This is a genomic window from bacterium, from assembly GCA_040755755.1.
Lineage (GTDB): Bacteria > SZUA-182 > SZUA-182 > DTGQ01 > DTGQ01 > DTGQ01.
Map to the genome: position 1 here is coordinate 1 of JBFLZW010000021.1, position 24,935 is coordinate 24,935.

Sequence of the window (24,935 nt, forward strand, 5' to 3'; positions counted from 1 at the left end):
GCCGATCCATTCCGACTCCTGGCTCCTGACTCCTGACTCCTTTGCCCGAATTGGGCTTTCAGGTTCACCTGGCTAGTTTTACATGGGTTATAGCATTTTTTTTATTCAACGTCCGGACAGTAGTGAGGATGTATAGGAAGAAAGGTTAATCGATCTTTTCCCTCAGCAGGTCTTCGACGGCATCGAGGATTTTTTCAGCTATCTTCTCTTTACTCATCAGGGGCAGATGGATGAGTTTTTGCTGTGAATCGATGATGGTCACGATGTTGGTATCTCGTTCAAAGCCAGCCCCTTCCTGGGTTATATCGTTGGCACAGATAAGGTCCAGGTTTTTTTCTTTGAGTTTGGTCATTGCATTGGCCACGACATTCTCGGTTTCAGCGGCGAATCCGACCAGGATGTGGTGTTTTTTTATCTGACCTAAATGCTTTAAGATATCGGGAGTAGCCTCCAATTCAAGGGAGGCGGTTGATGATCCGGCCTTCTTGATCTTCTGGCTGGCCTGGTGAAGTGGTTTGAAATCACAGACCGCCGCTGCCATGATGGTGACCGAAGAGGAGGGGAAATGCTGCTCGACGGCCTGCATCATCTCGCGGCTCGTCACTACCGGAAGGTATTCGATGCCGGAATCAGGAGGGGGAAGAGATGTCGGGCCGCTGATCAGGGTGACTCTGGCGCCTCGCCGCAAAGCGGCCCTGGCCAGTGCAAATCCCATCTTGCCCGAAGATCCGTTGCTGAGATACCTGACCGGGTCGAGATATTCTCTGGTAGGACCGGCCGTGATAACCACTTTGCGCTGACGAAGCGGGCTTTTTCCCCCGAGCCTTTGCACCACACGATCAAGGATATCCTCGATCGGCGCTAATCTTCCCTTCCCGCTTTCCCCACAGGCCACTTCGCCCACAGCCGGTTCAATGATCCCCACTCCCTCAGCTTCCAGTATCCGGAGATTCCTTTGAACGAAGGGGTTGGCATACATGGCCGGATTCATGGCTGGAGCCAGCAGAACGGGTGAGCGCAGAGACAGAAAGAGCGAAGTCAGGAAGTCGTCGGCAATTCCGGCGGCGAATTTTCCAATCACATTGGCGGTAGCCGGAGCTACCAGCAGTAAATCAGCCTTGTGCGCCAGTGCAATATGCTCCGGCCTGAATTCAGCGGCTGTGTCGAACAGGGTTATAACCGTCTTTTGCCCTGAAAGGGTCTGAAAGGTGAGGGGAGAGATAAATTCAGCAGCGTTTCGGGTCATCACTACGGTCACGGCAGCCCCCAGACGGCGAAGCCCTCTCAGTATCTCGACCGCTTTATAGGCAGCGATACTTGCGGTCACTCCCAGAACGACCTCTTTTTGAGCTAACATTTGCTTTCAGGTATCTCGCTGCTCTCGGATGGCAATGGTTCCATATGCCTATGCCCGTCCGGGTCCATTTCTTCCTGATCCTGTGGCTGCTCATCCGGTTCCATCGTTTCAACGGGCAAGCCTTTACTCCAGGTATAACGAACCTTCCCGGCCTTTAATTCCTCCAGAGCCAGCGTGGTAGATTTGGTGGATTTTGATTTAACCAGCGCTACCTGATTCGGGCTCAAGCCTCTTGCCTTGGCCTCACCTGCAATCTGTTTACTTCTTTTAGCCGCAGCAATTACCAGTTGAAACTTTGATTTCAACTGGGTCTTGGATCCTTGCTGAGGAGATTCTGTCATTCTTTTGCCTCCCTGTATCTGTTCCGGATAAATTGCTTACTCCATTTCGCCTAATGAGTAATAGTGCTCTCCAGCAATTATGGCAATAAAAGTTCCTGTACGACAGACCTCATCTTGCCAGGTCTGCAATGCTCCGCTAAAATAATGGCTTTGACTTTCTCAACCACTTCTTCCAGGTCATTGTTCACCACCAGATAGTCGTACTCCCGGCAGCTTTGGACCTCTTTCCGGGCAGTATTCAGCCGGTCTTCTACCTCCTGATCCGTTTCCGTTTTTCTGCTTCGCAATCGCTCCTCAAGAACCTGCCAGGAGGGGGGGAGAAGAAAAATAAAGATTGCCCCCCGCATCTTCTCGTGCAATGTCCTGGCCCCCTGGACATCGATGTCCAGAAGGATATCCTTTTTATCCTGCAAGGCGGCGATGATAGGCTCCTTCGGCGTTCCATAGAAATTCTGATGCACCATCGCCCACTCGAGCAGCGATTCGTTCTCGATCTTTTTCTGAAAAACCTCGTGAGACACAAAGAAATAATCCCGGCCATTCACCTCGCCAGGCCTTGGCGGACGCGTGGTACAGGAAATCGAATAATAAAGGTTTTGAAGACGGGAGAGCAGAATATTGCGTAATGTTGTCTTCCCCACGCCTGAAGGAGCTGAGATTACAAAAACAGCAGATTCATAGCTTTGAAGGTCCAATTCCATGGGACAGGTAGTTATATGCTTGAAGTTTCGAGGCCAATCCTCTGCGAAATCGTCTCAGGCTGCACGGCAGAAAGAATGATATGGCCACTGTCAGTGATAATAATGGATCGTGTACGCCGGCCATGAGTGACATCAATGAGCTTTCCGCTCTCTCTGGCATCCTCCTTGAACCGTTTCATCGGCGCTGAATTCGGAATAGCGATAGCAACGATCCTTGAGGCAAAAACAATATTCCCAAAACCGACATTGATCAACTGATTATTACTGCTCAACTGATTTCTCCCATACATAGGCGAGTAGACAAGAGCGTCTCTCCCGGAGGTTTATTCGATGTTTTGGATCTGCTCCCGGATTTTTTCCAGCTCACCTTTGATTTCAACCACTTTTTGAGAAATATCCGCACTATTGGACTTGTATGACAGAGTGTTTACTTCCCGATGGATTTCCTGCAGCAGAAAGTCCAGCTTGCGGCCCATCGGCCCATCAGATGCCAGGAATTCCTTCATTTGGCTGAAATGGCTTTTGATTCTGGTCAACTCTTCCGTGACGTCGAGTTTTTCGGCTACCATCACGATCTCCTGCTCCAGACGTCCGGGCTCCACGGACAGCTCCGGAAAATGCTCGGCAATCCGGGCAGACAACTGATCCCGGTATTCCCTGACCAGCATCGAGGTTTTTTCCTGGATGGAGCTGATAATGGTTTCGATATACTCAACTCTGTGCTGGATGTCAGCACACAGTGACTTTCCTTCACTCGCTCTCATGCTTTGAATCGAGACAAGCACCTGCTGCACAGCCTGTTCGATGAGCGGCCAATGCATATCTCCGTTCCCATTTAAGCTGGATTCCTGAACTTCAATGATATCACGGATAAAAGGGGTCATCGAGGATAGACTGACCTCTTCTTTGATCTCCAGATGATTGCATAATCCGAGAAGAGCCTGATAATATTTGGAGGCATTCTCGAAATTGATCTGCAATTGAGCCGTATCGCTCTGTTTATTCAGGGAGATATATAAATCGATCTTTCCCCGCTGGAAAAAGGACATAACCATATCGCGGATTTTTTTCTCCAGGCTGCTGAGAGATGCGGGCAATTTGATAGAGACATCGCAAAATCGGTGATTCAAGGATCTGCCTTCTACGGAGATGGTTACTCCATCCCCTTGAGCTGTTCCGCAGCCATATCCGGTCATACTTACAATCATTTACTCGTCTCCTGCTTGTTCCCTTACGGATTAATTTTACCAGTTTGACCAAAGATGATATATTATTACTATAGCAATGTCAATGGATTTTACACAATTTATCCATTGACCGTCTTGACATTCACTTGTAGGTATACTATGCTTTATATTTTATACGATTAAATTTCGCCGGTATGACTTCATCATCCAGAGCCTTTTTGACCGCTTACGACGCTTACGCTTATGCTTATATGAAAGATGTTACTGTAAAAACCGCTTTTGGCTTCATCGTGACCGTCACCCTGGCCTTTTGTTCCCTCACGGCAGCGGCATCCTCCCCTTCTTACCTTAAGGATGTCCGTTATTCCTCCTCACCAAACGGTTCTACCCGGGTAGTCCTCGATCTTTCGCAGGCTATCAGCTTTACCAGCCAGCTGGCCGATGATCAGCAGTCAGTTTTTATCGTCCTGAAAGATTGTGAAGACAGGTCGCACAAAGATGCCATGATGCTCAAAAGTCCCCTGGTCAGACAGGTGCGGATCAATAACCAGGAGGAATCCCGCAGTCTCGTGGTCCGGATTTCCCTGAACCGGATGGTTGACTATAAGATTTTCACCCTTAAGCCCGAACTGGATAAACCCCACCGGATCGTTCTGGACTTTTTTCAGCCGAAGGACCACCAGGAGCTCCAGCCAAAGGTCACCGAGGTTGAGCCAGGAGACATTGGAGCGAAGCCAGGGGGCATTGGGGCAGAGCCAAAGGTCATCGGGGTGGAGAAAAACCATGAGCAGGGAGATAATGATGGCCGGGGGAAGGGGGACAGGGATATCAAACAGGAAAACATCAAGCGGGAGGAGAGCAATACCAGGGCGGGAAAAAAGAAGGTCGTGGTCATTGATCCGGGACATGGCGGAGAGGACCCCGGAGCTATCGGCAGTAATGGAACCAGGGAAAAAGATGTCGTTTTGCAGCTTGCCAGGGAGCTTAAAAGCTACCTTAACCAGCACTTTCCGGAAATCCAGGTCCATCTGACCCGCGACGGGGATTATTTCATTCCCCTTCGCAAACGGATTCTCATTGCCCATCGACACCATGCGGACCTGTTTATCAGCCTTCACGCCAATGCCAGCAGGAAAAAGGATGTGCAGGGAGCTTCCGTTTACTATTTATCCGAAACCTCCGCCAGTGACCGGGCCTCACGGCTGCTGGCCGCCAGAGAGAACTCTTCGGACCTCATTGCCGGCGTCAAACTCAGTAAGGATAAGGAAGTCAATACCATCCTGATCGACCTGGTGCAAACCTATACCACCAGCGAGAGTATCAGGATCTGCAATGCGACGCTCGATGGCCTGCATTCTTCCGGATTCCATAATAAGGGTGTCAAATGTGCTAATTTTGCGGTCTTAAAATCCCCCTCAATCCCCTCCGCCTTACTGGAAATCGGCTATATTACCAACCGTCAGGATGAAAAGAAGCTGATCAGTCAGGAGTTCCAGCGGCAAATCGCCCGGCAAATAGGAAAGTCAGTATGGGTTTGCCTGATGGGGGGAATGCACGAGGAGCCGACTTCTCCTGAATCACCTGATGTGCACGGCAAAGCAAAAGCCGAGGCCGACACCCCCCGGTTCTGAGCCAATACGACTCTACGGCCAATCGCCAATCTCAGGAAGCTCCCAAGAGTATTAGCATAATCAAGGGGGAGGATATACCAAAGGGGAGGATTCCGGTATTCATCCCCCACCGGGAAAATCGCTGCCCTGCGCGCAACGTCCATGCGCCGAAGTTCCACCCTTGAACAAAAGCCCAAAAGCCAACCTTAATCCAAATGACATGTACAGAACGAATCATACGGCCAGCTTAATCTCATATCCCTCTGGGGGGCAATGATGCTCTTACACCCTCAAGATAATGCTCCTGCCTTCTGCGGCGGTAGCCGCTTTGGACTGCGGTAGCACGATACCGCTTTCCTTCTCCTGGATCGAAAGATGATCTGGCGGCCACTTTCCTTGCGGATGGCTCAATACTGCCGCTTTTGAAAATAGCCGGGATTACCTTGTAATACCCATTGTAACTTGATCCTTATAACCCTTCTCCACTTCTTATCTTTTTATCTTCGTGCGCTTCATGTCCCTTCGTGCGCTTCGTGTCCTCTCACTTCCCCTCTGGATAAATTCCCCCATGAAAAGAGGGAATAATAAACCTGTCCGCCCCTGAACCTCAAGGGGGAGGAGATTTATTGGCTATTTCCAATAGGGACAGGCTATCCCAGCCATAGGGGAAACGTTAGCTTAACACCTATGCCCTTCAGGGGCGAGGGAGAAAAACACTGCCCTTGAGCCCCACGCCTGCTCTTAACTTAATACCATTGCCTCTGAAAGGGGGCGAGGGAGTAGAGAGGTCCCCATGTTATCTTGGAGCCAGTGTCGAATTTGGCCATCACTGAGACATATTGGTTTTTAAAAAAGGAAGTGGCAAAAAAATTAGTCAGGGCTGAACATGATAGCGTTCTGTTAGAAAATTTACCGATGTATGCATTGTATTTAAGTTGTACCAAAATATAATTCAGTATCGGTATAGTTTTAGTTATATATAACTATTAACTGAAAGAGAAGAATGTAACTTACGGGGCGAAGCTATAACATTTTGTACAATGATGCCTTTATGATGGTTCCGGTTCCAATGTGAGGGGCCGCCACCATAATGCTCTGGAGTAGCGGAGCACTCTTGTCCCAGCCCCATTCATCCGGTGGATGGGGTTAGAAATTTCGGCTATCGAAGCAGGTAATCCAGAGAGTACAGCCCGCAGCAAAGATTCAAGACCATGAGTATTACCTTAACCAAGATGAAACTAAAGAGTTTTACCTCCTTATACGGGCACTATTATGCGGTTCTCCAGAGAAACGGTAAATCCGGAGCGGCTCTTGGGAAAGACATAAAACCAAGTCATAACCGATTGAATTTTCACTGCTGTTTCATCATGCTGGAAAAAAATTTAAATAAGGGTGAATTCGATAACGTTTTATAAAAACTTTATCCGATATATCTGACGTATTTAATTAGTATGAAAATAGAATTAACTATAAGTATAATAGAATATAAAATTTTAGATAAAATAAGGAGATGGAACTTACGGGGCGAAGCTATAACAAATCAGGAGAAGCTGTCACACGCATTCTTGACTGTACGCTCCGAACGTGACACTCGATGAGGATAATTAAGGGGAAGTGGGGACACGAAGATCACGAAAAGACACGAAGATAAAAAAGATAAGAAATAGGAGAGCTTTTAAAAACAATTTATTAGCCTCTGGTTAATAACTTTCATCTTTTATTGATACAGAAAGAATAATGACTGATAATTTCCTTAAAAAATTTAACCTCTTCGTGCTCTTCGTGGTCCTTCGTGCTTTTCGTGACCCTTTTTTCATCGGGGCGTGCGCCCCGCCAAATACCGCACGCGATCTGATTGTTGATTCTGACCGGCTGCTGATGTATCTGCGGATTTATCGCGCTGGGTACTGAGCCATTCGGTAATACATTCGAAAATACATTTGGCCATTGACAGGCCTTTGAAATCTATCCGGGAAATGGGGACGGCTCCAATGCTGATACCGTTGTAACCGTTCACTCCCTCTCACCCCAACTGGGAGAGGGGTGGGGTGAGGGGGGATTTTCGGATAGGCCATAACCTCAAAGGGTTTCAGGAAAGTAACTATTCAGGTAGATAGCTGCAGATATATAGGCTGTCAGAAAAAGACAAGGCGTCCCCACCATTGAGAAAGGCTTTGAGACTGACAGACTGACAAGCCCGCAGTCTCAACAACCTGTCAACTGAAAGCCTGCATACTATTCAACAGGGAAGCCTGCATAAAAAGGGAAAGAAATGAAAGGACTCCAACTGAAAGAGGATGTTAAAAACTGCTTCAGCTTATACATAAAATATGTAAAAGAAACTCTCGGCGTAAAGTTTATTATCGCAGGCATATTCTTATCAATTATAAATCAGCTTTGCAGCCTGGCAATCCCTTTCATATCAAAATTTGTAATCGATATCGCAATAATACAGAGGAATACACAGATTCTCTTAATTACCTTTTTGGTATCACTCGGTATTCTCGCCATAATGGCCCTTACCTCTCTGGTGGCCAATTTCCTGCTCTTCAAGGTTTTCGCTAAGAGTGGAATACAACTGAAAATGGATTTATTCAAGAATATTCAAATGGCTCCCCTGAATTTCTTTAATCAGGTAACGAGAGGCGATATTACCTACAGGATTTTAACAGACACGGAAAAATTAGTCGGATTTTGGACTCAATGCTCAGTGATGATCCCGTTTCAATTAATATTAATAATAGCCAGTATCACGATGATAACCTGGAATAAAAATCTGGCCGTATTTGTTTTCATTATCCTTGCTGTTCAATCACTGGTAATCGTTTTATTCAACAAGCCGCTTCTCAAGTATTCCTTTCTCATCAAGGAAAAGGCCCAGGAGGTTCACAAATATACCGTAGAGCATTTTTCACGGATAGAGCTTGTCCGCTCTTTTTCAAATGAAAAGCCGGAACGGGACGGTTTTCTTGGCCTCCTGAACGAGAAATTAATCATAGATTTGAAAAACTTTCTCATCCATAAGTATTCAGAGAATGTCAACTTGATAATCAGCAACTTATGGATCGTCCTGGTATTGTGGTACGGCGGGTCATTGGTTATCAATAATGAAATCAGCTTGGGAACGCTTCTGGCCTTCTTGATGTTAGCCAATATTCTCTATAAACCGATTTATACTTTGACAGAATTATTCCTCACGTTCCCCGATGTACGATCAAGCCTCTCCAGGATTAACGAATACGATCAGGTCAAACCGCAGGTTATTGAACCTGTGCACGCTCTGGATTTTGTTCCCCAGGAGGGCAATATTTCAATAGAAAACTGCTCCTTTACCTATGATGACCATAAAATATTAAAAAATGTAAGCTTGAATATTCCTTCAAAAAGTATTTTTGCCCTGGCTGGTCCCAGCGGCAGCGGAAAGACAACCCTTTGCCGCCTTATCGTCCGGTTTTTCGATCCCCAGGAGGGCAGTATCTATCTGGACGGGAAAAATATCCGGGACATTAAACTTTCTTCATTGCGAAGATCGGTTCTCATGACCCTTCAGACCAACCATGTCTTCAATACGACGATTTTGAAGAATATTACCTATGGATGTAAGGATTTAGATAAAACAAAGGTTTTAATGGCCTTGAAAAAAGCGGGCGTGGATTTCATCTATAAAATGCCCAACGGTCTCGAGACCGTTATCGGTTCCAATGGTATCAATCTTTCAGGAGGCGAGGCCCAGAGAATCGCTCTGGCCCGCGCCTTTTTGTTCAAACCGAAAGTATTTATCTTCGATGAGACCACAGCTTTTGTAGACCCGGAAACGGAAGAAAAGATAAAGCGCTCACTCCTGGAACTGAAAGAAAACAGCACCATAATTTTCATTGCCCATAACCTCTCGACTATTCTGCTGGCGGATAATGTGGCCATCATGGAACACGGTGTGATCAAGGAATCAGGTGTTCCCCGGGTATTGATAAATGACGAAACCAGTTACTTTTCCAGGCTGTATTCTTCGGTCTTACAAGGTGGGGCAAGTCCAGGTATTAAGGGTGATGTGAGTCCGGGTATTGGTGATGTGAGTCCAAGTCTTGGCGATGCAAGCCCAGGGCTTGAGGATGGGGCAAGCCCAAGCCTTCATGAAAGCCTGGTCGCATAGGAAGCTTGACAATGACTGTTAAAAATAAGGAGTGTAGCCCTTTTCTGCCCGTTGCGGGCACCTATTCTCCTGCGCCCGCAGGGCATTTGTTCTCCCTCGCCCGTGAGGGCGCTTATACTCCCCTCGCCCGTGGTGAGGGCTCCTATACTGCCCGTGAGGGCACTTATACTCCCTCGCCCCTCCGGGGAGAGGGCTGGGGTGAGGGGCCTGCTTGGTTAGTATCCTGAAGCTGATGACATTGGCCCTCTGCATGGAGAGGGTTAGCAACAAGGTGCATAAGAGCATTAATCGCAATTAATCATAAGCGTATGAACCATAAATATATATTCATGGCAGCAGGCAGTGCGGCGGTTATATTGCTCATCAAATCAAATGGATTTTGCCAAAGGCGTCAAATACATCCGGTGAATGAGGCGAACCAAGTGAATCAAGTGAATCAAGCGAGTCCAGTGAGCCCAGCAAATCCAGTGAATCCGGTGCCCCCCCCGGTGTATCCAATGTATCCGGTGACTCCAATGGAAAAGGGTATCACAAAGGGCACTGAGAAGCATACTCTCATGAAGGTAAGGTCATATATGGATGTTAAGTTCTCCCGCGTGGATAGACAGATGTCAGAATACACGTGCGGCCTGGCTACTCTTGCTACGCTCTTTACCTATTATTTCGACCTGCCGGTACATGAGGATGAAATAGCGAACGATTTTCTCAAAAATATCATCATCGAGAAAAGAGGAATCAGCTTTTTGGATATGAAAAACTTTATCCAGAGTAAAGGGTATAAGGCAGCCGGGTATCAGGTAAACTTATCGGCTCTTCTTATGGTTTTGGAAGAGACTCCGGTGCCAATCATTATCCATACCATGAGAACGCAGGGGAAGTATGACATGGGCCACTTTTCTCTCCTGCTGGGCTATCGCGATGGCTATTTCATCATAAAGGATCCGGCATTTGGCAATCGGGTCGTTTCTGAGGAAAGTTTCAGCTCTGAATTTACCGGCCGTATTTTGATCGCATTACCTGCTGATAAAGATAAAGCAATCTTGGACAAAACCTCCAAGAGATTGAAATTTGAAATCATTAACGCTCAAAAGTACTTATTAAAGGTGAACTACTTTGAAAAAGCTTACCCTAAACTTAATTATCATTTCTTTACTTTTTAGCATTCCCAAGGCCGCAGTTGCGGCAGAAACTGATGGATCGATATTCAGGTTATCTTTCGAGAAAGGCTCTCTCTACTCTCTGGATTTGAAGTACAGAAGCTATGTCACTGAGTCAATCAGATTTAGAGTGGCCCAGCCTACGATAACCTACGGGCATTTTTTCAGCAGAGGGTGGGCATTTTTCACTTGTGCGCCGTTTATATATTCCAATAAAGAGCTTGAAGATGCCAGAGGGGAGAACGAAGAAAAACAGGTTTATCTTTTACTCGGTAATGTTGTTATCACTCCTCAGTACAGCTTCAAATGGAAAGGCAAAACTATCCGGCTTTCTCTGGAGACGCAGTTACCTACGATGAATAGACTCTATGAACTGGAATCACAGGAAACGAAAGCGAATGGTAACGGTAATGGGCAGGGTTTTATGAATATGAATCAAAATCAATCTAATACGAGTAAATTAGGCAAGTTAAATATAAAAGAAAATAAAATATTAACAACGAAACCCTCTATCATCATAAGCCGTGCTTATGATCCCATAATTCATGTAATAAACTTAAGCTTTTGTCAACCCTTATGGAGAGAGGAAAACCGGGAAGAAATTTACCAATATTGGAATGCTGAGGCCAGCTACGGTACCTATTTTGTTGTGAATGATAAGTTCACCCTTAATTCAGACCTTGGCATTTCAACAGGGAAAAAGAAAGAAAATTATATTCTTAAGGTCGGGACAACCTTTTTCTCGACCCCAAAACAAGGATTGGATATTTATTTGCTCAATATGTATAACGGATTAACCTGGGAAGTTACTGCCGGAATCTCGTACACGATTACGCGGTAATAAGCTGAAATCTCTTATAGAATTACCCAGGAGTAATGCATGGGGCCTCCACTACTCTCCTCCCCCTTGAGGGGGGATGCTGGGTGGGGGTGAATACAAGAACTACCCTTCTGTTAAGGGATGGGAAATAGAGCACACCTTCATATATGAGCAATTGGTTGAACTTATATAACTTTGTAGGCCATGGTACTCAAACATATATCAAAAAGGGGAGTTAAAAATGGCAGAGCTACAAACACCAGCAACATCTTCGATCCCGATTAAACATGCCAAAATTCTAAAAGGCCCGCTTCAAATGGCTTTTGATATAACTAATAGATGTAATTTTAAATGCCTTCATTGTTATAACAGAAGTGGCGAGCACGATAGAATACACGATGAACTAAAGGATAAGGAAGTTATAAAATTTATTAAAGATGTTGTCAAAATTAAGCCTCTAAACCTTTGCATATGTGGGGGAGAGCCATTATTGAGAGAGGAATTAGTCTATGAGGTCGCAAAGATTCTATCGCGAGAAAACATCATGGTTTCTCTTGTTACTAATGGTTCATTAATGACTGAGGACAGAGCAAAACGTCTTCTTGATAGTGGGATCGAAAGAATACAAGTTAGTCTTGATGGTGCGAGCGCTGAAACCCATGAGAGACTCCGTGGATTTAAGGGGAGTTTTAAAAAAGTATTAGATGCTATTTCGATACTTAAAAGTATTAATGGTTCCAAGACAATAGTAGGGGTTGCTTTTTGTCCTACCCGGTTTAACTGTCATGAGTTTGAGAAGGTTTTTTATATGTGTAAGGAACGGGAAGTAGATAGTATTCGTATCCAGCCATTAATGCTTTTGGGCAGAGCTCAATTGAACATTAGGGGAATAGAGCCAACACCACTACAATATCGTAATTTGATGAGAACGATCAATTCCCTTTGTTATAAATATGGATCAGCATCAATAGACTGGGGCGATCCTATTGACCATCTTATAAGAAATTCCTCTGTAGCACAACATTGTGTTGTTTTCGTACATATTTTTTCAAATGGTGATATTGCTGCATCACCTTATCTTCCAATAGTTGTAGGGAATATAAAAAGATATTCTTTTATCAAATATTGGGATGCAGGGCTGGCTCGAATGTGGGAATCGGAGTTACTAAAAAAATTTGCGAACAAAATTAAAAGCATTCCGGATTTAGGAAAAGAACATAATGGTTTGCCAATTGTTATGTTTGATGAAGATATTTATGTTGATCTTGTTGATGACAACTTATTTAAAGTTAAGGAGTCAACAGTCAGGAGTCAAAATTCAGGAGCAAGAAGAGAAATACAGGCTGGAAGCCTGCCTGGTAATTGAAACCCAGCCATTTCGTCATTCCCGCGAAAGCGGGAGCATGTCCTAAACTTCTCTATTCTACTGCTCCTGCAAGGATGGCGATGATGTGGTACATGGAGCCTCTGTGACAGCCGAAATGAAAATCAAAATCAATGGATAAATTAATTTGATATAAAATTATTATTTTTATCTAAAAATAATTTATTAAATAATGGGAGAAATTAATTATGCAAAGTTTGGAAAATCATCGCCCTATTTTTAAAAAGGAAAATCTTATATACGAGAGAGAAGAAAAGGATAGTAATTGGACAATTCTTCCTAAGTTTCATCCGGAGACGAGAGAGTTAATTATAAATCGCACTGCCAAAGAAGTCTTAATGTATTGCGATGGAACGAGGACGATTGAAGAAATAGTAAAAGCCATGAAGGACAAATACCAAAATGCAGCTATCGAATTAATAAGAAATGATGTACACAATACTCTTGCAAGTTTTTCCAGGTTAATGATTATTCAATGGGAAAATGAAAATCCTTTTCTTTTTAAAAGAGAAAGAATAATTTCTGATGAAACATTTTTTAGGATTGGAGTTGAAGAGGATATATTAGAAATTAAGGCATTTATTGAAAAATCAGGCATATCGGAGAAAAAGCTTGAACAGAAAGAAAATTCGGAACTGTTTTTATATAGAAGTTCGCTTATTGATCCAATAAATGAGTATTCAGAAGTAGCAATGAGGCAAAAGATGTTTAGATATTATGAAGATTTTTTTATTTATTTCAATAAAAAAGAAATTTTAAGCCTCATATCAATCGCTTTGCCAATGCCTCCTAATCAGGCTGCATCTTTTAACTTAGTAATCGCGAAGAAAAGCATCTTAAAAGATTTGCTGAGATATTCTGCGGATAATTTGCCATTTATTTCCGTTTTTAAAATTAGAAAAATAAAATTATATGAGGATATGAATGAAAAGTTATCTCCTGAATTCGAAAAAATTTTTGTTGATGAAGGATATAAACAGGAAGGCATACTGAGGGATGAGTTAGGATTAAATCATGACCTGAGGATCATGAGTTGGATATATGATCCTTTATTTATCGACGAGGTTGAAAAACAAAGAAGCAATATTACATATAATTAATTGATAGTTGATTACTGTAGTTAGGACATATGTATTCAAACTTTTTATATGAACTGGATCAGAAGTGTCTTACAGATACACCTTAGTAATTCATATAGTATATTATCTTCCCGGGGGAGAAGGAGCCTATCAGAAAATTCTGTCTATTTTTTAGAGAGATTATAAAAAATTAGGGAGGAGGTGAAAATTATGGCATATGAAAGACCTTCAATCGAGGCTTTAGGTGATGCCCAAATGGGTGAAGTAATGGGTGCCTGGGCTTTTGCTCTGGTCTTTGTACCTTTTCTATCTTTCACCTGGCCATTTGGCACAGGCGGTGTGGGCATATATCTGGTCCTGTAATTGCTGCTTAGAGTTAGTTTGAGCAGCGTGATTTTTGTCTGAATGATAGGCTAAAAACTCTTCTCCCCTGGGAAGAGTTTTATGGAGATTAATAATAAGAGAAATACAGGAAAGTATATGAAAAGAAGATCTTGCGGGAAAATGAGTATGGAGAGTAAAAAGAAATTGTACTTTTCGAAGTCTCAAGAATCTGGTTGGAATTTGAAACCGAGTGCCAGGATATCAATAATAATGCCCCGGTTATCATCAATATCAATACTAATATCGTTAACATTATTAATCCTCTCCTTTTTCACCTTATTACCAGCGAAAGGATTCCCAATGGATTTACCAGACATAACTTACATTACTCAAACTGCCAGGGAGAAACATGAAAACCTTAAGGCAGCGATACCCAATATAGCACTTGTCCAGGAGTCAATTACCGTTACTGATAAAGATAACATTACTTCGATTATTAAATCTTTTAAGCAGGGTGAAAAGTTCCGGATGGAGGCTGAAATTACCTCAAAACTTAACCAGGGTAAAAAGGCTATTACCATTTATGATGGAACAGACTATTGGACTATTTCTTCCGGAGTAAAGACCAGGCTTTCCGAGGACATGAAGAAAAAAATTCAGACTACTGCTGAAAGGAAATGGTGGGACTTGCTTCCTGATGGGGCGGAGATCAAAGGCATCGAGAAAATTGATGAATCTGAATGTTACCTCATAGCACCTGGTAAGGTATCACCCCCAAAAGTAGAAAAGAACTCTATTAACAGACTTTGGATTGATAAAGAAAAACTGATGTTACGCAAAGTCGAATCCATAGGGCTAAAAGGTGAAATTTACATTATGGTTATTTCTGACTTTCGCACCATTAAAGACAATATAGAAATTCCTTTTAAGGTAATGACATATAAAGATAATAAGCTCGTGTCAACTGTTACAACAAAGTCTTGTGAAATTAATAATGGAGGGTTTCCGAGTAAGTATTTTGATGCAAATGCAGAGCAAGATATTAATATTAAGGAGGTTATCAAGGAATTATTTGATTGATTAAAAGTAACTACTCAGGCACAAAGCACAGAGGGACAAAGGCACAAAGGGGAAAAGAAGATACAGTGAACGCTGAGCACTGTAAATCCTCAAAGGCTTCGCGGGAATGACGAAATGGATAAAGCTAATGGAGAAATGGCCGTTGCGATTGCGATGGCGAAATGGTCGTTGCGAACAACGAAGTAGTCAAAGTATATTGAGAAGTCTGCTCCCCCTGCCGGATGAACAACCCTCAGCTAATTGCTGAGCAGGTCACAAAGGTGCGTGTACCAGCCCCGGATGTTCTGGCGAAGTACGTACTGGCTTGCCTGCCTAAAGTGCGTAGTGGCTGCCCTGCGAAATGCGAAAGTCTATCGCGCAACTACGCACCTGGCCTGCCGTTCCTGCCGCCTTGCCATCGTAAGCGCAAATGTATCCTGCTATCCTGTGCTGTATCCAGTTCCTCCGAACACCCACACCTCAAGTGCGCAGCAGAGCAAAAGCCGAAGGCGATATCCGGTCTTCTCAGTAACTTAACCATCCTCCCAGTCAAGGCTTTTCATATCCTGTCCGCACACGCCCCCCCGGAAAGAGCGTATTGTCTTCGATATCCATACTTTCTTCGAGAACCTGGCTGAAAAATTCCGGGAGCCTGCCCCAGTGTAAACATGCCTCAGTGTCGGACCTGCTCCAGTGCCGGATGCCATCACCTCCTTTCGAATAGGCAGAGAGCCTCTGCTCTGCCGTGTTATATGAAACGAAAAAAACCAAAGGGAGTAAAAACTGTAAAGCGCGGAATCCAGATAAAAAATGGAGTAATCAGTATCCCTGCTTTGATGCTGGTTTTTATGTTCATGGTTTCACCCGGTCCTTTTCGTGGTTATCAAGGTTATCTAAGTTATCAACATTACCAAGGGTAGTAGCAAATTCTTGATCATAAGTATATTCCAGGGTGGTTCCTGTATTCACCTCCACCCAACCTCCCTCCTCAAGGGGGAGGAGTGTAAGGGGAAGTAACTAAAAGTAAATACCTGCTGAAGGCGAACTTATTACTGTACCTGATCACTGTACCTGGAAAAAACTCTCGTTCACGACATTGCCATGCTCTCAATATCAATATCAATACCCTCACGCCGGAGAGAAAATCCATTCTCCAGGCGTGAGGGCATCTTGGGCTAAGGTGAAATTGTTTCCTTTACTCTATAATCTATAACCATACTCCATTAAGGTTAAGCAAAGAAATTGAATAAACCCCACGGGGTTAATCCGAAACAGTTAATGAGAGTCAAACTCCAGGGAGTAACACGAAATCCTGCTTTCAGACTGGTTGCTATCTTCATTTTTTCACCTCCTTTCCGTAATATGCCTTCGGTTCATAGACTGGGCCGGAAATGCCCTCTCTAAAACCGCCTCCCGAGAGCATGGGTCTGTAATACAGACACTCTCTGACTCTCTGAAGGATATAATAACTGGACGTCCTCAGTTCAGAGTGTAGTGTACCTCCTCCGAACAATAAGCCTTTTCATAACCAAATCAGGTATGCCTCCTGGTTATATTGCATTATCAGTATCAGGCAAATAAATGGAAAAATCCAAATGGTGTTAATGCACTTATGCACCAGATATTCAGACTCCAGGGAGTAACACGAAATCCTGATTTAAGGTTGGTTGCTATCTTCACTATTGATCTCCTTGTCTCATTGTCTCCTTGTTCCAAAATTACCAACGGCTTTCGGCATTTCTCTCCAGTCCGGGTTATCTTTGATTTCTCCATTACCAGCCTGTTGAATGGCTTTGTGGAGTATCACTCTAATAACCGGCTTCGCTGAAAAAGCTTGGCAATAGTGGAAAGGCATTTCCACTGCTGCCAGAAAGCCTTTCCACCACTGCTTTACGTGATACTAGGCAAAGAAATTGAATAAACCCCATGGAGTTAACCAATACCAATCCACGATGGTAAGACTCCAGGGAGTGACGCGAAAACCTGCTTTCAGATTTGTTGCTATCCTCATGATTTCACCTCCTTTTTTTAGGATTGCCAAAAGTTTCCGGCCTTTCTATCCAGCCTTTTTGATCTCTCCTTTTAGCCTGCTGATCCGGCCTCGTGGAGTATCACCCCTCCACTGAAGAAGAGCTTATCAATGGTGGGAAGGCCTTCCCACTATTGGCGGAGAGACCTTCCCACCGCCTGGGTGGGAAGGCCTTCCCGCTACTGCCTAAGGTGATACTAGGCAAAGAAATTGAATAAACCCAACGGAGTTAACCAGAACCAATCCACGATAGTAAAGCTCCAGGGAGTTACCCGAAAACCTGCTTTAAGGTTAGTTGCTATCTTCATAGTTTTCACCTCCTTATCTCAGGGTTTAGCCCCAGCTTGGGATTACTCTCAAGCTGAAGGCATACATGCCCCATACTGGGGCATGGTAATAGTTGTAAAAACCCTTCCTCCGAAATAAATCTCCCATGATGTACCTGGTTGATGATAGCACCGCAGGGCACTATCTCTCAGTTATCAACACTGAACATATATCGTCACTAAGGTTGGAGAATAATTACTACAAAAAGATGTATATTTTAGTAAATTCAAGTACCAATTTTATGTAGATTATGGAAATTAAAAAGTTAACTACTTGATATAATTATAAATTATGAAAGAAGGCCAGATTATTTGGAGGCTAAAAAATTTGGTATTATTAGGCAGAATTTTGACTTAATTTGTACAGTGAATGTGTGCAGCCCTGGCCGTTGCGAGATCTATATTCGAAAGGTCGAAGTAAGAGTAAGAGAAACTACTCAGGTAGGATAGACTGTAGTCTTTTGAAGGCAATGTCAATAGCTTTAGGCTACGTATCGAGAAAGCCCCTCACTTGCCACAGAGGCTCCCTGCCAGACCTCTTCCAAAGGGGCGAGGGAGAAAAGAGACCAGCTTATTACCCGTCGCGATAAATCCGCGGCCAATTAGGCTCGACCAAGGGATCGCGTGCGGTATTTGGTGGGGCAAAAAAGCAGCCTCACCCTCTTCCGTTAGCGACTATCGAATACATGTGGTCGCTGCCTTTTTCATGAGGGAAGCCCCTCCTCCACTCCCTGGTGTGCACTTAGCTTAACACGTGGTACCTTATCCAGGCACGGTCAAAATGTAAGGTTTACGGGCTGGTGGATGTATGCTTACGGATGGGCAATAACCAGGAGGGTGGGGGCCTGCTCAAGGACATACGCCAGGGCCTGATGGAGGCTTTCCGGGTCAAGCGCGGCAAAGCTCTCATCGAGAATGATCAGGTCTGCGCCCTGGAGCAGTGCCCTGGCAATGTAGATGCGGCTTTTTTCTCCATGGGAAAGCTGCCATCCGGTCTCCCCGACCATCTGCATCAGTCCTGCGGGCATGCGGTCGAGCAGGCTGCCGAGGCCGAGTTTGCGGCAGACTGCTTCAGCCTCCTCAAGGTCACCGGGCTGCGGCGGCCAGCGCCGGCCCATCAGGAGATTGAAGGCCAGGGTGCCGGTGAGGACATGGTTTTCGTGAAACTGGGGCGCGGCGGCCACCCGGCGGCGCCAGGTCTGTGTCCCGACGGTTGAAAGGTCAAGTCCCCGCATCAGAAGAAGGCCCGACTCAGGCGCGCGCAGGCCGATGAGCAGAGAGGCCAGGGTGGATTTTCCTCCCCCGGAGGGGCCTTCGAGCAGGAGCTGGTCACCGGCCCTGATTTGCAGGCTGCATCCGTAGATAACCGGCTCGCTGCGGCCCCGGTAGCGAAAGGCACAGTTATGCATCTCAATCACCGGATACTGCTCGTGCTGCTCATTCTGTTCATTCTCCTTCGGGGAATGGGGCTCGTGCGTATGGACAAGAGCTGAGGAAGAAGGCAGCCCGCAGGCTCTGGGGCGGCCTGCTGCATGAAAGAGCGGGGCGACCTGCTTCCAGGCAATGACGGTATCGGCAAGGCTCATAAGCCCTGCCGGGAGCTTTCCCAGGGCACGCTGGGCGAGTAAGACCCCGGCCAGGCCGACTGCCAGCACCCCCACCGATCCTGCCTGACCCGAAACAAAGGCCACAGACAGCCCGGCAAGGCCCAGAACCAGCCACCCCGAGGGTATCAGGGTCGTGAGCAGAACTGCCCGTGAATCCATAGCCTTTGACAGCTCCAGGTAGCGCTCGACCGCCTGATCCTCTCCATCGTGCCAGTGTTCACGCCGCTCCTGGGCAAGCCTGGTCCTGTGGCCAACCATCCGCTCAACCAGGTCATGGGTCATTTCAAGACGCATCTTTGTCCATTCCCAGCGGTCGGTGAGGTAGCGCCAGCCCCAGAAAAGGGATATCATCACCCAGACAAGAAACAGGAGGATATTCAGCCTTCCTCCTGTGCCGATTCCAAGAACCACGGTAGCCGCAATCAGCTCGATGATCATGGCTATGCTGGTAAATCCGCTGTTTAAGGCAAGGGATTCCAGGGCTTCGGATTCAATGACCCGGCCAAGGAGCTGTCCGGCACCCTGGTGGCTGATCTCTTCAGGCTCAAGCTGCAGGGCACCATACAGGAGCCGCTGCTTGAGGAGTCCTCCGGCATTGATGGCCAGAGCGCCCTGAAACCAGGTCGCGGCCATCTGGAAGGGGATCATGGTGAATAACAGCAGCGCCCAGGCCAGGAGCCACCCCAAATCGAGGTTGCCCTGCAATGCCCCCCGCCCTATTACCCACCAGGCAAAGACCATCAGTGCGTATTGAACCGTGTAGGCCCCGGTGAGGGCACAAAAGGAGCGCGGAAGGCGGGCCTGACGCATCTGCTGCCAAAAGCCTGCGCCCGGCGAAAGCCGCAGAAGCCAGCACCGGGTAACCGGCACCGGGCCAAGGTGCTCGGACAGAATGACTGCCCGTGCCTGTGCATGGCGCTGCCTGCTGACCATGACCTCAGCGAACAACCGGTCGATCTCAGGGGCAAGGTATGATTCCAGCCCCTGGCACAGTATCGCTTGGACTGTCTCAAGGGCGATCCGGTGCACCTTGTGGTCAGGGCCGAGAATGGATAATGGCTGATTTTTCCGGCCCTGCCGTTTGCCGGGAACAAGGGCCAAAAAACGCGGGGCTTCCTGAAAACCGGGGTGTCCGGGTTGTCCGGGCAGGGGAATGAGTGCCGGGGCGGCACCCTGCAAAAGCCTGCCGGTCATGTCATAGGTGATATCGATTGGCTCGGCCTCAAGCCCAAGGTAACTGACAGCCGACTCGATCCACTGCTCAAGGGCTTTACCTGCACCGCTATCGCCCCCGGCGGTTTGGGATTCGGTTTGGAATTGCTGAATAATGCTCTGCGGCGGTCCGGGCATTTCGATCGGCAGGGGCTTGAGTGAGCTTTTTCTGGCCAGAATTTCCAGGGCTTCGCCTAACCGGGAGACCGGCCAGGAGAAAGCCTCCGGCTCCGAAAAAATTTTTCCAGTTAATTTCTGGCTTAATTTCTGATGTTCCATCTAAAACTCCCCCTGTGCTGAAAGCATCCTGTCCGCCGATCCCCTGCTCTCCTCCCACCCGTCAACAGCAGCTTCTTCGATCACCTGTCCTGCATCGAGGCGCAGCCTGCGCCAGGCCGGACCGGACCAGAAACCTCTTCTGACCCTCTCTTCCACTTCCGCTATCGCCCGGTAGCGTGAATCGGGCCTGCTGGCAAGGTCAGCCGGAGCACCGGCCTCAACAATCCGCCCCCCCTCCATTACCAGGACCTGGTCAAAGCCGATGGTCTCGCCTACATCATGGGTAATGCACAGGAGCGTGGCCTGCGGCCAGAGCTTTCGGCAGTTCGAAAGAAGGTCCTGCCGCTGCCGGTAATCGAGCCCCCGGAATGGCTCATCCAGGATCACCAGCCGCACTCCAGGCCGGAGCATTCCCCGGGCAAGGCGAACCCGCTGCCCCTCACCGCCTGACACCAGGACTCCGCCCTCGCCGAGCCGGGTCTGGAACCCGGCTGTCAGCCGTCCCAGAACACTGTGCAGGCCAGCCGATTGTATCGCCTGTCCGATCGGCAGTGATGCATCGGGGGCAATTCCATAATAGAGGTTTTCGAGCAGGGAGCGGTTCCAGAGCTGCACCGAAGGATCAATCCAGGCCGTTTCACGGCGAAGCCGCTCAAGCCGGTCAGCGGTGAGGGGGCATCCGTCAACCAGGACCCGTCCGCTGAAGGGGCGGTGCCAGCCGAGAAAAATGCCGACCAGCGTGGATTTTCCTGCACCTGAGCGGCCAACGATGGCCACATGGCTTTGCGGCTCGATGGCCAGGTCAATGTCAGTGAGGATGATCTGCCCGGCTGCCCGCACACCCACGCCTTCGAGAAGAAGGGATACTCCCCGTCTTACTTTCACTGTTCCCGGCGGATAGCCCGGACTATCATCAGACTCCTGCAATTCCCCGCCCTGAATATCTGCTTTGCCCTGCGGAGCCGCCGTTTCCCCGGCGGTTGGTTCTTCGGGAGCGCCGAGAGGTTCAATCAGGCGCAGGGTCACGTTGCGATGATTGGGGTACTGCCGGGCCATCGTGGCCACCATCTGACCGAGATTTGGCAGATTCAGGGCCCAGTACCCCAGTAAAAGGACCCCCCCGGCATCACCTCCGTGTGCCAGATAGCTGAACAGGAGCCATGCAGCCAGCCCAAAGCCGATGAAGGACAAAAGGCCCTCGATGGCCACTACCGCGGCCTGGAAGCCAAAGCCTGCATTGGCCCACTCGACCAGCAGGTCCTCATGCTCACGGCGGACGGCCCGTTCCGCACTGTGAGCACGCACTGCCACCAGGCCAAGCATTACATCGAGGTAGAAACGGCTCAGGGCCCCGCCGTGGTTCCGGACCCGGAGATTTCGCTCAGCCAGGTAGGGGTTGACGATAAGGGGCAGGCCGACGCTGAGCAGGGTGGTCAGCAGGGCAATCAGCGCACTCTGCGGGTATATCCAGGCAATTGCAGCCGTAGTCAGGGCAAGCTCGAAGGTCGTGCGGATGAATTGGCCGCCAAGGGTTGGCAAAAGCCGCAGAGTTTGTACACTGTGGCTTCGCTCGGCCATATCCGAGGTAAGGCGGCTTTGAAAGTAGCGGTCATGGAGCCGGGGAATTTTTTCCATGAAGGCCAGCCGGAGGCGGGACTCAAGATGCCGTCCAAGGCGCAGTAATTCTGCGGCAATCGGAAGCTCCAGGAGAAGAGCCGCAGTTGCAAAAACGAGAATCGCGGCCATGAATTCGAGCCGCTGCCCGGCCAGGCCAAGCTCCCGGCCAAGGTCAAAAAGCCCGCGAAACAGCAGGGCCTGGATAATGACACTGGTAGCTGCCATAGCCAGGGCGACAATGAGAAGCGGCGCAGACAGGAAACCGTCGTGAGCCAGGAGCTTCAGAAGCTCACGTCCGGCCTTGAGCGGCCGCTCATGGATGGCTGCTTCGAGCTCGACCGAAAGAGCAGCGGGACCTGCCCCGCTATCCGGGCTGCTATCCGGGTTGGCGGTACCCGGCTGAACAGAAGCGCCTCGATCCTGGCTTTCGGGTATACTATCCTGCCCCTCAACCGCAGTGTAGAGGGCCATCCTTCCTGCTGCCGCCTGCCTGCCAAGTGCCCGGACGAGCACAGCGCCGCGCAGGAAAAGCTGTTCTTCACCCCGCATCCCGGCCGGAGCGGGCTGAACTGACCAGTAGGCAGCCGGAATGACTCTTGCCATCTCCTGTGCCGCCTCTCCCCGCCCGCGTTCAAAGAAAGCCCTGATCACGCCATGAGCCTGCCGTCCCGGTCTCAGTGCCCCTGATCTGACCAGGGAATCGACCATCCGGCAGGCCGCATCCAGGGTGCCTATCGGCTGCCAGCCAGGGTCCTGGAGCGCCTCCTGTACGAGCAGGATTATTTTCCTCCGTGATAATCCAAGCCTTGCCAGCCTGTGGCAGAGGGCCCCCAGAAATTCGGGCGTCCCTGCCCAATCCCGCCAGGCCGCAGCCGGAACCGGCATGGTATGAACATACAGCTCATGGAGAAGCTGCCTGCATCTTGGCCACCTTCTGCCGGTAGCCGGATCCATGACCTGAGCGATGCGGCCATGAATCCGCCAGATGACAATAAAGTGCGTCAGCCCGCTTGGGCTGCACACAGCGGCAATGGCGGGCAAAGCCCTGGCCTGGGGGAGCAGCAGGTGATCGACCGGCAGCATGATCTGTTCTGCTTCGAGCCCCAGTTGCATGGCCACCTGTTCCAGGGTGTTCATGGAGGTGCCATCGACATCGGTCTGGCACGCCTCACGGAGTCGGCCATAGCTTACCCGGATGCCAAAACCTTCAAGGAGGCACTTCAAAGATGCTGGCCCGCAGTCCATGCTCGATGTCTGGACGATTTCCGGAATAATCAGGCGCCGGCGGTTTCCTGGGGCATGCCGGGGGGAGGAAGGGCTGGCCGTGCTGGCGGCGCCGTCAGCGGACATTGTGTCCTCCGGTGACTGATCCAGCCGTTGCAGCGGACCCGGCAGGTCCGTCCATCGAGCCGAAGCTTTTCGAGGGGCGCGTCAGCAGCTTTCCCACAAGCCGCAGTACCAGCTCTGCCGGTGTGGTTCGATCCACCTCGACTTCAACCGAACCTGACAAACCATGCTGGAGAGGGATAGAAGAGACAAGGTTCGGGTCAAGAGCAAGCTCAGCCCTGACCTGCCCATCCCTGACTTCACTGGCGATCCTGGCGACCCTGGCTGGAATGCAGCCATATTGGGTCCAGGGGAAGCTGTCCAGGCGAAGCTGTGCCCGTTGACCGGGCCGGATGCGGCCTACCGTCTCTGATGCAGAAAAAAGAGCTGTAATGATAAGCCGCCCCGGAGTGAGAATGGTTCCACATCTTTCCCCCTCATGGATTACCGACCCGATCCTCAGATCCTTCATGCCATCAATTTGCCCGGCCACCGGTGCCCGAATTGAACCCTTGCCAATCTCGCCGAAGAGCCGCTCGATAGTCAGGGTCTTGGCCGCTATTTCTCCCTTGACCATAGCTATCTGGCGTTTGATCTGCTCTCTGCGCACCCGGCTTTCACTCTGACGGTTCTTTTCCTCCCATTCGAGTTGATGGGCACGAAGTTTGAGCGCCTCAGCCACCTCCTGGCGCTTTTGCATCTCTGCTTTTGTACGGAGGAAATCCACCTCGGACACAATGCCATCAGCCCGCAGGACCTCCATCCGCTTGAATTCGTCCTCCAGCAGCACAAAGTCCACTTCCGCTTCCCGCTGCCTGGCCCGGGCCTCATCAATGGCTTTTCGGGCTATCTGCTGATACTCATAATGTGCCTGCCTCTGAGCCTTCAATTCTCTGAAAAGCGCATCGAGCTGCCGGCTCAGGGCATCCACCTGAGAGCGCTCCTCAGCAACCATCAGGTGCTCCGAGGCCGTATCCAGTTCAACCAGAAGGTCGCCAGGCTGCACCTTCCGGCCCAGCACCATGTGATTGGCCACAACCCGCCCCCCGATGGGAGCGTCCAGCGAATAGGCCGCCAGGTCCAGCTCTATCATTGCTGCCCCGCTCACCTCATACAGGGTGACTCTGGCCGCCAAAAACCAGATTGCCCAGAGAACCAAAACCACAGCGGCAAACACCAGGCACAACACCGACCGCCGATGGCTGTCGGCCCGAAGCGCCCGCAGGGAACGGGAAAAAAACCTGGACATCAGTGCCTCCAATGCGTGGATTGAGGATATTTTGGTTAACGAGAATATGCCGCCAGGATTATTTTAGCAATTTTTCTTGGCAACTATTGTTATATCAAGATCGGCATTATACTTAAATTTT

At 48.4% G+C, this 24,935-nt stretch carries 19 protein-coding genes; 11 read left to right on the top strand and 8 right to left on the bottom strand.

The features are described 5' to 3' along the window. Positions 1 to 145: 145 nt before the first annotated feature. The 5 genes from coaBC to AB1611_07275 all read right to left on the bottom strand — a co-directional run bounded on the left by coaBC (position 146) and on the right by AB1611_07275 (position 3,607). Entirely contained in the window at positions 146 to 1,357 is a 1,212-nt protein-coding gene (gene coaBC, locus AB1611_07255; GenBank protein MEW6379389.1) for a bifunctional phosphopantothenoylcysteine decarboxylase/phosphopantothenate--cysteine ligase CoaBC, read from the bottom strand. Next, positions 1,351 to 1,698, bottom strand: a complete 348-nt coding sequence (rpoZ, locus tag AB1611_07260; GenBank protein MEW6379390.1) for a DNA-directed RNA polymerase subunit omega — start codon at positions 1,696 to 1,698, stop codon at positions 1,351 to 1,353. Before rpoZ ends, coaBC begins: the two co-directional genes overlap by 7 nt. A gap of 77 nt (positions 1,699 to 1,775) precedes the next feature. Next, positions 1,776 to 2,399, bottom strand: coding sequence for a guanylate kinase (gmk, locus tag AB1611_07265; protein MEW6379391.1), 624 nt, complete (start codon positions 2,397 to 2,399; stop codon positions 1,776 to 1,778). 11 nt (positions 2,400 to 2,410) lie between these two features. After that, positions 2,411 to 2,689 (bottom strand): DUF370 domain-containing protein, encoded by a 279-nt coding sequence (locus AB1611_07270; protein MEW6379392.1) that lies wholly within the window; start codon positions 2,687 to 2,689, stop codon positions 2,411 to 2,413. A 33-nt stretch (positions 2,690 to 2,722) separates the two neighbouring features. Then, positions 2,723 to 3,607 carry a YicC/YloC family endoribonuclease gene (locus AB1611_07275; GenBank protein MEW6379393.1) on the bottom strand — a complete coding sequence of 295 codons (885 nt, stop codon included), beginning with the start codon at positions 3,605 to 3,607 and terminating at the stop codon, positions 2,723 to 2,725. 173 nt (positions 3,608 to 3,780) lie between these two features. Between AB1611_07275 and AB1611_07280 the strand changes: the two genes are divergently transcribed. From AB1611_07280 to AB1611_07330, 11 genes are all read left to right on the top strand, one after another. Continuing rightward, positions 3,781 to 5,217, top strand: a complete 1,437-nt coding sequence (locus AB1611_07280) for an N-acetylmuramoyl-L-alanine amidase (GenBank protein ID MEW6379394.1) — start codon at positions 3,781 to 3,783, stop codon at positions 5,215 to 5,217. 1,716 nt (positions 5,218 to 6,933) lie between these two features. Further along, a complete protein-coding gene (locus AB1611_07285) occupies positions 6,934 to 7,107 on the top strand; it encodes a hypothetical protein (protein ID MEW6379395.1) in 174 nt (57 codons plus the stop codon). A gap of 361 nt (positions 7,108 to 7,468) precedes the next feature. Then, the gene (locus AB1611_07290) at positions 7,469 to 9,346 is read left to right on the top strand and encodes an ABC transporter ATP-binding protein (GenBank protein MEW6379396.1); all 1,878 of its coding nucleotides are present in this window, start codon (positions 7,469 to 7,471) and stop codon (positions 9,344 to 9,346) included. Between the two features lie 11 nt (positions 9,347 to 9,357). Then, on the top strand, positions 9,358 to 9,573 hold the full coding sequence (locus AB1611_07295; GenBank protein ID MEW6379397.1) for a hypothetical protein: 216 nt from the start codon (positions 9,358 to 9,360) through the stop codon (positions 9,571 to 9,573). Between the two features lie 81 nt (positions 9,574 to 9,654). After that, positions 9,655 to 10,506, top strand: coding sequence for a cysteine peptidase family C39 domain-containing protein (locus AB1611_07300; GenBank protein ID MEW6379398.1), 852 nt, complete (start codon positions 9,655 to 9,657; stop codon positions 10,504 to 10,506). After that, positions 10,460 to 11,344: a hypothetical protein gene (locus tag AB1611_07305; GenBank protein MEW6379399.1), complete on the top strand. Its 885-nt coding sequence runs from the start codon at positions 10,460 to 10,462 to the stop codon at positions 11,342 to 11,344. The genes AB1611_07300 and AB1611_07305 overlap by 47 nt, the downstream gene beginning before the upstream one ends. A gap of 220 nt (positions 11,345 to 11,564) precedes the next feature. Further along, on the top strand, positions 11,565 to 12,689 hold the full coding sequence (locus AB1611_07310) for a radical SAM protein (protein ID MEW6379400.1): 1,125 nt from the start codon (positions 11,565 to 11,567) through the stop codon (positions 12,687 to 12,689). Between the two features lie 206 nt (positions 12,690 to 12,895). Next, on the top strand, positions 12,896 to 13,807 hold the full coding sequence (locus tag AB1611_07315; GenBank protein MEW6379401.1) for a PqqD family protein: 912 nt from the start codon (positions 12,896 to 12,898) through the stop codon (positions 13,805 to 13,807). A 189-nt stretch (positions 13,808 to 13,996) separates the two neighbouring features. Then, positions 13,997 to 14,149, top strand: a complete 153-nt coding sequence (locus AB1611_07320) for a hypothetical protein (GenBank protein MEW6379402.1) — start codon at positions 13,997 to 13,999, stop codon at positions 14,147 to 14,149. An 81-nt stretch (positions 14,150 to 14,230) separates the two neighbouring features. Continuing rightward, positions 14,231 to 15,190 carry a hypothetical protein gene (locus AB1611_07325; protein MEW6379403.1) on the top strand — a complete coding sequence of 320 codons (960 nt, stop codon included), beginning with the start codon at positions 14,231 to 14,233 and terminating at the stop codon, positions 15,188 to 15,190. 1,591 nt (positions 15,191 to 16,781) lie between these two features. After that, complete coding sequence (locus tag AB1611_07330) at positions 16,782 to 16,997, top strand: hypothetical protein (protein ID MEW6379404.1); 216 nt, start codon at positions 16,782 to 16,784, stop codon at positions 16,995 to 16,997. Between the two features lie 1,339 nt (positions 16,998 to 18,336). Here the strand turns inward: AB1611_07330 and AB1611_07335 are convergent. Genes AB1611_07335 through AB1611_07345 form a run of 3 tightly spaced genes read right to left on the bottom strand, consistent with a single transcriptional unit; the run spans position 18,337 to position 24,814 of the window. Continuing rightward, positions 18,337 to 20,622 (bottom strand): ABC transporter ATP-binding protein, encoded by a 2,286-nt coding sequence (locus AB1611_07335; protein ID MEW6379405.1) that lies wholly within the window; start codon positions 20,620 to 20,622, stop codon positions 18,337 to 18,339. Continuing rightward, complete coding sequence (locus tag AB1611_07340; protein MEW6379406.1) at positions 20,623 to 23,589, bottom strand: ATP-binding cassette domain-containing protein; 2,967 nt, start codon at positions 23,587 to 23,589, stop codon at positions 20,623 to 20,625. Next, positions 23,579 to 24,814 (bottom strand): HlyD family efflux transporter periplasmic adaptor subunit, encoded by a 1,236-nt coding sequence (locus tag AB1611_07345; protein ID MEW6379407.1) that lies wholly within the window; start codon positions 24,812 to 24,814, stop codon positions 23,579 to 23,581. The genes AB1611_07340 and AB1611_07345 overlap by 11 nt, the downstream gene beginning before the upstream one ends. Between the last annotated feature and the right edge of the window lie 121 nt (positions 24,815 to 24,935).

Bases quoted from the DNA above. Each gene is read 5' to 3' on its own strand.
- coaBC (MEW6379389.1), bottom strand. From the start codon at position 1,357: ATGTTAGCTCAAAAAGAGGTCGTTCTGGGAGTGACCGCAAGTATCGCT.
- rpoZ (MEW6379390.1), bottom strand. From the start codon at position 1,698: ATGACAGAATCTCCTCAGCAAGGATCCAAGACCCAGTTGAAATCAAAG.
- gmk (MEW6379391.1), bottom strand. From the start codon at position 2,399: ATGGAATTGGACCTTCAAAGCTATGAATCTGCTGTTTTTGTAATCTCA.
- AB1611_07270 (MEW6379392.1), bottom strand. From the start codon at position 2,689: ATGTATGGGAGAAATCAGTTGAGCAGTAATAATCAGTTGATCAATGTC.
- AB1611_07275 (MEW6379393.1), bottom strand. From the start codon at position 3,607: ATGATTGTAAGTATGACCGGATATGGCTGCGGAACAGCTCAAGGGGAT.
- AB1611_07280 (MEW6379394.1), top strand. From the start codon at position 3,781: ATGACTTCATCATCCAGAGCCTTTTTGACCGCTTACGACGCTTACGCT.
- AB1611_07285 (MEW6379395.1), top strand. From the start codon at position 6,934: ATGACTGATAATTTCCTTAAAAAATTTAACCTCTTCGTGCTCTTCGTG.
- AB1611_07290 (MEW6379396.1), top strand. From the start codon at position 7,469: ATGAAAGGACTCCAACTGAAAGAGGATGTTAAAAACTGCTTCAGCTTA.
- AB1611_07295 (MEW6379397.1), top strand. From the start codon at position 9,358: ATGACTGTTAAAAATAAGGAGTGTAGCCCTTTTCTGCCCGTTGCGGGC.
- AB1611_07300 (MEW6379398.1), top strand. From the start codon at position 9,655: ATGAACCATAAATATATATTCATGGCAGCAGGCAGTGCGGCGGTTATA.
- AB1611_07310 (MEW6379400.1), top strand. From the start codon at position 11,565: ATGGCAGAGCTACAAACACCAGCAACATCTTCGATCCCGATTAAACAT.
- AB1611_07315 (MEW6379401.1), top strand. From the start codon at position 12,896: ATGCAAAGTTTGGAAAATCATCGCCCTATTTTTAAAAAGGAAAATCTT.
- AB1611_07320 (MEW6379402.1), top strand. From the start codon at position 13,997: ATGGCATATGAAAGACCTTCAATCGAGGCTTTAGGTGATGCCCAAATG.
- AB1611_07325 (MEW6379403.1), top strand. From the start codon at position 14,231: ATGGAGATTAATAATAAGAGAAATACAGGAAAGTATATGAAAAGAAGA.
- AB1611_07330 (MEW6379404.1), top strand. From the start codon at position 16,782: ATGCACCAGATATTCAGACTCCAGGGAGTAACACGAAATCCTGATTTA.
- AB1611_07335 (MEW6379405.1), bottom strand. From the start codon at position 20,622: ATGGAACATCAGAAATTAAGCCAGAAATTAACTGGAAAAATTTTTTCG.
- AB1611_07340 (MEW6379406.1), bottom strand. From the start codon at position 23,589: ATGTCCGCTGACGGCGCCGCCAGCACGGCCAGCCCTTCCTCCCCCCGG.
- AB1611_07345 (MEW6379407.1), bottom strand. From the start codon at position 24,814: ATGTCCAGGTTTTTTTCCCGTTCCCTGCGGGCGCTTCGGGCCGACAGC.